Source organism: Neoroseomonas rubea (genome assembly GCF_016106015.1).
Taxonomy (GTDB): domain Bacteria; phylum Pseudomonadota; class Alphaproteobacteria; order Acetobacterales; family Acetobacteraceae; genus Neoroseomonas; species Neoroseomonas rubea.
Genome location: NZ_JACADQ010000204.1, coordinates 1 through 7,222, shown reverse-complemented (window position 1 = coordinate 7,222; position 7,222 = coordinate 1). Strand labels below are relative to the sequence as shown.

The following is a 7,222-nucleotide window of genomic DNA, read 5'->3' as shown; positions in this document are numbered from 1 at the left end:
AGCCGCGCGCCATCCGGCTGCGCCTGCGGGCCGGCGACCCCGCGCGGCCGGCGCCTGGGGACGGTCTCAGCGTGCGCGCGCTGGTCCGCCCGCCTTCGGCGCCGGCCTATCCCGGCGCGTGGGATTTCCAGCGCGCCGCCTTCTTCGCGGGCCAGGGTGGGTCGGGCTTCGCGATTGGCCCGGCCGAGGTCATTCCCCGCGCGGGCGAGGCGCCGCCGCTCGCCGCGACCCGCGCGTTGATGGAAGCGCGCGTGGCCGCGACGCTGCCCGGTGCCGCGGGGGCCGTCGCCGCGGCGCTGCTGACCGGCGGGCAGAGTGCGATCCCCCGCGACGACATGGTCGCGATGCGGGATTCCGGGCTGGCGCACCTGCTCTCCGTCTCCGGCCTGCACATCGCGATCGTGATGGGCGTGTCCTTCTGGGTGGTGCGGCTTCTCATCGCCTGCGTCCGGCCCGTCGCGGTCCGCACCGACGGGAAGGTGGCGGCGGGCGTGGCGGCGCTGGCCGCCGGCGGCTTCTACATGCTGCTGACCGGATCGCAGGTGCCGATGCAGCGGAGCTTCGCGATGGCGGCCCTCGTGACGCTTGCGCTGCTGGCCGGGCGCAACGCGATCTCGATGCGCGGCCTCGCGCTCGCCGCCGCGGTCGTGATGCTGGTCGACCCCGCCGCGCTGCTTGGGCCGTCCTTCCAGATGTCCTTCGCCGCGGTGATGGCGCTGATCGCGGGGTGGGAGACCCTGCGCGGCCCGCTGCGGCGCCTCGCCGGGGATGGCGCCTGGTGGCGCCGCGCCCTGGTGGTCGCGGCGGGGCTGGTCCTCACCTCGCTGCTGGCCGGCGCCGCGACCGCGCCGATCGGCCTCGCCCATTTCGGGCGGCTGCAATGGTATGGCGTCGTCGCGAACGCGGTCGCCGTGCCGCTCACCTCCGTCCTCGTCATGCCGGCGGGCATGGTCGCGGCCGTGCTCATGCCGCTCGGGCTCGAGGCGCCGGCGCTGGCGGTGATGGGCTGGGGCGTCGAGGGGGTGCTCGCCGTGGCGCGGGAGGTTGCGTCCTGGCCCGGCGCGGCGACGGGCGCGCGGCCGCTGCCGGGCTGGGGGTTGCTGGCCTTCCTGTCGGGGCTGACCTGGCTCTGCCTGTGGGCGCGGCGCTGGCGGCTGCTGGGGCTGCCGCTGATCGCGCTCGGCATGGGCACCGGGGCGCTGCACCGCCCGCCGGACCTTCTCGTCTCGGGGGATGCGCGGCTGATTGCCGTCGCGGCGGAGGGCCGGCTTTGGCTGCAGCGCCAGTCCGGCGCCTCGGCCTTCCTGCGCGACCAGTGGCTGCGCGCGCATGGGCTGGCGCAGGCGGATGCCCTGCCGGCAGCGGGGGAGGAGGCCGGCGGGGCGATCCGCTGCGACGCCGCGGCCTGCCTGCTGCGCCAGCGGGCCGATGGCCCCGCCGCGCTGCTGCTGCGGCGCGTCCCGGAAGCCTCTCCCTGTGGGCGCGCGGCGTTGCTCGTCTCGGCCGAACCCATCCGCCTGCGCTGCCCGGACACCGTGGTGATCGACCGGTTCAGCGTCTGGCGGGATGGGCCGCATGCGGCCTGGCTCGGCGCGGATGGCCTGCGTGTGGTCTCGGACCGCGCCTGGCGCGGCGCGCGACCCTGGGTGCCGCCGCCGCCGCGCCCTCGCGCGCGGGAGGAATTGCCGCCCGCACCGGTGGAATAGGCCGCCGTGTCAGTAGCGGCGCAGCAACCCGACCAGTTGCCCCTGCACGCGCACGCGGTCAGGGCCGAAGATGCGGGTCTCATGCCGCGGATTGGCCGGTTCCAGCGCGATCGAATTGCCGCGCCGGCGGATGCGCTTCAGCGTCACCTCGTTCTCATCGACCAGTGCAACGACGATGCTGCCGTTCTCGGCGGTGTCGGAGCGGCGGATGATGACCGTATCGCCGTCGAGGATGCCGGCATCGACCATCGAATCCCCCGCGACCTCGAGCGCGTAGTGCTCCCCGCCGCCGAGCAGCGCGGCCGGCACCTCGATGTTCGCGCCCTGGTCGCGCAGCGCCTCGATAGGCAGGCCCGCTGCGATCCGGCCGAACAGCGGCAGACTGACGGGGGCGGCTTCCGGTGGCGGGGCAGGGCGAGCCTGCGCGCCGCCGAAGGGGCCGCGGATGACATTGGGCCCGAGCGGGGCCTCCGGCGCCTTGGGTGGCGCGGCACGCGGCCTCGGGGCCAGGTTCTCGGGCAGGCGGATGACCTCGAGCGCCCGGGCGCGATGGGCGCGGCGGCGGAGGAAGCCCCGTTCCTCGAGCGCCGTGATCAGCCTGTGGATGCCGGACTTCGATCGCAGGCCGAGCGCACCCTTCATTTCCTCGAATGATGGGGAAAAGCCCGTCTCGCGCAGGTGGCGATCGATGAAGATTAGCAGCTCGTGCTGCTTGCGCGTGAGCATCCGTTCCCCTCCAGGGCCGGTTCGCGAGTCTTTTGGAACAAACCGGCAACCTCGAGCGTGTTCTACTTAGGTTCCTGAGTCACGGTCAAACGCTTTTCGCTGTGGATGTTTCTGTGGATGAGGGGTGTTGCCGCCATGCATCGCCTAGCCCGGCGGTTCCTGGCAGCATGGCGGGGATGACGCCGCCCGACCTGTCGATCCTGATCGCCGCGTACCGCCTGCGCGACGACGTGCCCCGCGCCGTCGCCTCCGTCCTGGACCGGGCCGAGGGGGCCGGGGTGGAGATCATCGTCGCCTCGGACGACGGCACGGACTACGCGCCACTGCTGCCCGCCGGCCCGCGGCTGCGCTTCACGCCGCCAGGGCCGGTGGCGACCGGCGCGCATGCGGCGCGGAACCGGGCGCTGGCCATCGCGCGCGGCGACTTCGTGTTGATCCTTGATGGCGACGATGCGCTGGAGGGGCCGCCGGATGCGATCGTGCGGGCGTTGCGCCAGGCGCGCGCGGCCGGCGCGGTGGTGCTGCCGAGCCTGGTGCGCGACCCGGATGGCAGCCTGGTGCGGCGGATGCCCGCGCCCGGAACGGCACGCTTCGGGTTGGCGGAGTGGCGGGATGCCTTTGCCTCCCTTCATGTGCTCGGTCCGCGAAGCCGGGCGGCGCCGTTCCGGCCCTTTCGGCTGATCGACGACGTGCTGTTCGACCTCGCCGCCCTGGCGGCTGCGGGCGGGACGGCGCCGGTCGCCGAGGTGCTTTGCTACCGCTACCAGTTGCGCCCCGGCCAGGCGACGGACACGGCCGGTGCGCGCTTCGATGCCGAGTACGCCGCGGCGCTGCAGATCGCGCGGGCGGGCGGCTTCGGCCCGAGTTCGTCCAGGGTGGCGGCGGTGCTGCGGCGCTGGCGGGCGATGAACCGGCTGGTCGGCGGCGGGGGCGGGCGGCCCGGTCTCGGCGACTATCACCGCGCCGTCGCGGCCTATCTCGATGGCGCCTGGCCCGCCGGGCGCCGGCGGGCGTGACCTTCAGCCGCCCTGCGTCCCCGCCTTCGCCGCAAGGCGGCGCGCGAGCAGCAGGCCAAGCCCGCCTCCGGCCGGGGCAGCCGGCAGGGCCAGCAGCCAGCCCGCATGGCTGCCTGCCATGACCAGCGCGAGGCCGGCATAGAGAAGAAGGCCGCCCACGAGGCTGCCTACAATGCCAGCCGTCAGGCCGAGGACGAGGATGTCGGAACGGGAGACCATGGCGCGCGAGTAGGGGCGTGTGCCGCGGTTTGACAAGCCCGGCGCAGCACCTTATTGCGCCGCCACCTTCCGGGAACGAGGACAGGCCTTCGGGGCCTGCGCCCGCCCCAGCCGGCAACCGGCCGGGGCCTACCGGGACAACAGCCCTCCGGGGCATAGCAAGAAGGGCCGTTGCCGCAGGGCAGCGGCGAGCAGCGCATGACGAAGCGCGCCGAAAGCAAGTACAAGATCAATCGCCGCCTGGGCGTGAACCTCTGGGGTCGCGCAAAGTCCCCGGTCGCCAAGCGCGAATACGGCCCGGGCCAGCATGGCCAGCGCCGCAAGCAGAAGCCGACCGACTTCGGCGTGCAGCTGATGGCCAAGCAGAAGCTCAAGGGCTACTACGGCAACATCGGCGAGAAGCAGTTCCGCAAGTACTACGAGGAAGCGGTGCGCCGGAAGGGCGACACCTCGGAGAACCTGATCGAGCTGCTCGAGCGTCGCCTCGACGCCGTCGTCTACCGCATGAAGTTCGCGGTGACCCCCTTCGCCGCGCGCCAGTTCGTCAACCACGGCCATGTCACCGTGAACGGCAAGCGCGTGAACATCCCCTCCTACCTCGTGAAGGATGGCGACCAGATCGAGGTGAAGGAGAAGTCGAAGCAGCTCGTCGCCGTGCTCGACGCCGCCCAGAGCGGTGAGCGCGACGTGCCCGAGTATGTCGAGGTCGACCACCGCGCGATGCGCGGGAAGTTCCTGCGCGCGCCGAAGCTGACCGACGTACCCTACCCGGTGCAGATGGAACCGAACCTGGTGGTCGAGTTCTACAGCCGCTGACCGACCGGCAGGGCACTCACGCTCCTTTCGGAAACGCCGCCCCGCTCGGGCGGCGTTTTCTTGTTGGAGGTCCCAGAGCAGTATCCGATCAACGCAACGGCATGGTGGTACCATGCGATCAGGCGCTGCTTTCGGCGTAGGCGAGGCTGCATAAGGCGATGGAAGATTCCCGTCCTGGCGAGGCGACCTTCTCCGTCGATTGGTTCAGTCGGTGCATCCCTGCCTGGACCGCATTGTTCGCGGCGCACATGCCCCGACCGCGACGGATACTCGAGATCGGCGCCTTCGAAGGTCGCGCGACCTGCTTCATGCTCGAGCACCTGTTGCCCGCCGAGGGTGGTGAGATCCACTGCATCGACACATGGGAGGGCGGTGCGGAGCATTCGGGTATCCCGATGGATGCCGTGGCGCGGCGCTTCCGCGCGAATGTCGGCGCCGTGCTCGCGCGGCTTCCGCAGCATCAGGTCGTCAGCCATCGCGGCCTGTCGCGCCATGCGCTGGGCAACCTGCTCGCGCAGGGCAATGCCGGGAGGTTCGACGTCCTGTATGTCGACGGATCGCACCAGGCCCCCGACGTGCTCGAGGATCTCGTGCTCGGCTTCCGCCTCTGCCGCGTGGGCGCGCTCGTGATCTGCGACGACTACCAGTGGCAACGCCAGAAGGCCGGGCAGGTGGATGTGCTGGATACGCCGAAGATCGCGATCGACGCCTTCACGACGATCTACCGGCGTCGCGTCAGCCTGATCGACTGGCCATGCAGCTATCAGGTCGCGTTCCGCAAGTCGGGCGACTGAAGCGGGCCGGAGTCCGCGAACCTTGCGCCCCTGAACAGAAATCGCTATCGGGGCCGCACCGAGCAGATTGTAACCGATGCCATGGAAGCCCTGGGTGGCCGGGAGCAAGAGCTCGATGCCCGCCTCTGGCGGGTTCGTTGCGAGTGTCGACCCGCTGGATATGCGACGCTCGCGATCACGAAATCTTTTCAGGGGCAGGCGGCAATTCGTCGCGTCGCGCTTGCGCGATCACAAAGTGCGGACCTAGCGGGCATGGTACCGGCGATACGAGGCGGAGAATGGCACGGCAAGTGCCGCGGGTGGGGAACGTGCATGAAGGGGGGACGCCCTTGGAACGTCTAGTGGGTCGCGGCCGGCTCATACCGATGATCGACGCGATCGCCGCGGCGATCTCGGCCGCAGGCCCGTCGCCATCCGGTCCCGTCGCCACCGCGATGGCGCCTTTTCTTAGCGACCCGCTACTTCTTGCGGGGCATGCCTACCCGAGCGCGCCCGATACCTATGTCCGGCATATGCTGCACGACGACCCGGACGGCGCCTGGTCCATGGCCGCGCTCGTCTGGCGTCCGGGGCATATGTCGCCGATGCATGCGCACCGCGCCTGGTGCGCGATCGGCTTCCACCGGGGGGTACTGACCGAGGTCGGATACCGACTCTCCGGCGAAGGCGAAACGCCCGTCCCGTGCCATACCGCGCTCCGCCGCGCCGGGGATACGAGCCACACGGAGCCCGATCCGGGCGCCATCCATCGCCTGGTGAACATCGGCAGCGAGACCGCCATCAGCCTGCACGTCTACGGGCTGCCCTTCGATCGCCTGAGCACCGGGCTGAACACGGTCTACGCCGACTGAGCACGCGCAGCGGGTGAACCCCACCGCGCCGGACCCAGGCAGGCATCTTCGGCATACCCGACCGCGGCCGGAGCGTGCAGGGTGGCGGGGATGAATCCGAAGATCGTGCTCGGCCTCGCCCTCGGCGTCGCCTCCTCCGTCATCTGGGGCGGGCATGCCGTCGTCGCGCGGCCGGCGCTGGCGGGGCAGGGCTTCCATCCGCTCGACCTCGCGGCCTTCCGCTACGCCCCGGCCGCGCTGATCCTCGCGCCGCTCGCCTGGGCCGCGCGGGATGCGCTGGCCCGCATCGGCTGGCGCCGCATGGTGGTGCTCGCGCTGTTCGGCGGCGCGCCGAACCTGTTGCTGTTCCTGTGGGCGCTCGTCTACGCGCCGGCGTCCCATGGCGGGACGATCGCGCCGATGACGGTGCCGATCGCGGGTGCCTTGCTCGCCATCCCGATGATCGGGGAACGGCCGAGCCGCGGGCGGGGCCTCGCGCTGATGGTCATGGCATCGGGCGTGCTCATGATCGGCTGGGACGGCGTCGCCGGTGCGCATCCCGGCGCCTGGCGTGGCGATATCCTGCTGCTGCTCGCGGGGTCCACCTGGGCGGTCTTCACGTTGCTGCTGCGCCGCTGGCAGGTGCCGGCGATCCCGGCGACCGCGGCGGTGACGATCGTCTCCGCGCTTGCCGTGCTGCCGTTGTGGCTGCCGCTGCGCGCCGCGACCGTCGCCGGGCTGCCCACCAGCGCGATCCTGCTGCATGTCGCGACCCAGGGGCTGGTGCTCGGCGCGTTGGCGATGTTCCTCTACGCGCGCGCCGTTGAGTTGCTCGGGCCGACGCGTGCGGCCACCCTGTCGATCATGGTGCCCGTGACCGCATTGCTGCTGGCGGCGCTTCTGCTGCGCGAGCCGATCTCCTTCCTCCAGGGAATGGGGGCGAGCCTCGCGGTCGGCGGCATGCTCGCCGCCGTGCTGTTCACGGGAAGGAAGACCGCATGAACGCCATCACGCCGCCGATGCCACCGAGCCTCTGGGCCGCGACGGCGCCGCCCGCGCCGCCGACCGCGCCGCTGCAGGGTGCGGCGCGCACCGGCGTCGCCGTGGTGGGCGGC

General features: G+C 71.8%; 8 protein-coding genes. 6 read left to right on the top strand and 2 right to left on the bottom strand.

The window, feature by feature from the left end; all coding sequences use genetic code 11:
• A partial coding sequence (locus HW577_RS16960) for a ComEC/Rec2 family competence protein (protein ID WP_198377331.1) occupies positions 1 to 1,706 on the top strand: 1,706 nt, incomplete at its 5' end.
• Positions 1,707 to 1,715: 9 nt separating this feature from the next.
• On the opposite strand, the gene lexA is transcribed toward HW577_RS16960, so the two are convergent.
• Entirely contained in the window at positions 1,716 to 2,432 is a 717-nt protein-coding gene (gene lexA, locus HW577_RS16955; RefSeq protein WP_198377330.1) for a transcriptional repressor LexA, read from the bottom strand.
• A 176-nt stretch (positions 2,433 to 2,608) separates the two neighbouring features.
• On the opposite strand from lexA, the gene HW577_RS16950 reads away from it, so the two are divergent.
• Positions 2,609 to 3,448, top strand: a complete 840-nt coding sequence (locus HW577_RS16950) for a glycosyltransferase family 2 protein (protein ID WP_198377329.1) — start codon at positions 2,609 to 2,611, stop codon at positions 3,446 to 3,448.
• 3 nt (positions 3,449 to 3,451) lie between these two features.
• Here the strand turns inward: HW577_RS16950 and HW577_RS16945 are convergent, their stop codons facing one another.
• Complete coding sequence (locus tag HW577_RS16945) at positions 3,452 to 3,667, bottom strand: hypothetical protein (RefSeq protein WP_198377328.1); 216 nt, start codon at positions 3,665 to 3,667, stop codon at positions 3,452 to 3,454.
• Positions 3,668 to 3,865: 198 nt separating this feature from the next.
• On the opposite strand from HW577_RS16945, the gene rpsD reads away from it, so the two are divergent.
• From rpsD to HW577_RS16925, 4 genes are all read left to right on the top strand, one after another.
• Positions 3,866 to 4,483 carry a 30S ribosomal protein S4 gene (gene rpsD / locus HW577_RS16940; RefSeq protein WP_198377327.1) on the top strand — a complete coding sequence of 206 codons (618 nt, stop codon included), beginning with the start codon at positions 3,866 to 3,868 and terminating at the stop codon, positions 4,481 to 4,483.
• Between the two features lie 248 nt (positions 4,484 to 4,731).
• Positions 4,732 to 5,277 carry a class I SAM-dependent methyltransferase gene (locus tag HW577_RS16935; RefSeq protein ID WP_198377326.1) on the top strand — a complete coding sequence of 182 codons (546 nt, stop codon included), beginning with the start codon at positions 4,732 to 4,734 and terminating at the stop codon, positions 5,275 to 5,277.
• A gap of 365 nt (positions 5,278 to 5,642) precedes the next feature.
• Entirely contained in the window at positions 5,643 to 6,128 is a 486-nt protein-coding gene (locus HW577_RS16930) for a cysteine dioxygenase family protein (RefSeq protein WP_198377325.1), read from the top strand.
• A gap of 90 nt (positions 6,129 to 6,218) precedes the next feature.
• Positions 6,219 to 7,109, top strand: coding sequence for a DMT family transporter (locus HW577_RS16925; RefSeq protein WP_198377324.1), 891 nt, complete (start codon positions 6,219 to 6,221; stop codon positions 7,107 to 7,109).
• The last annotated feature ends 113 nt before the right edge of the window (positions 7,110 to 7,222 follow it).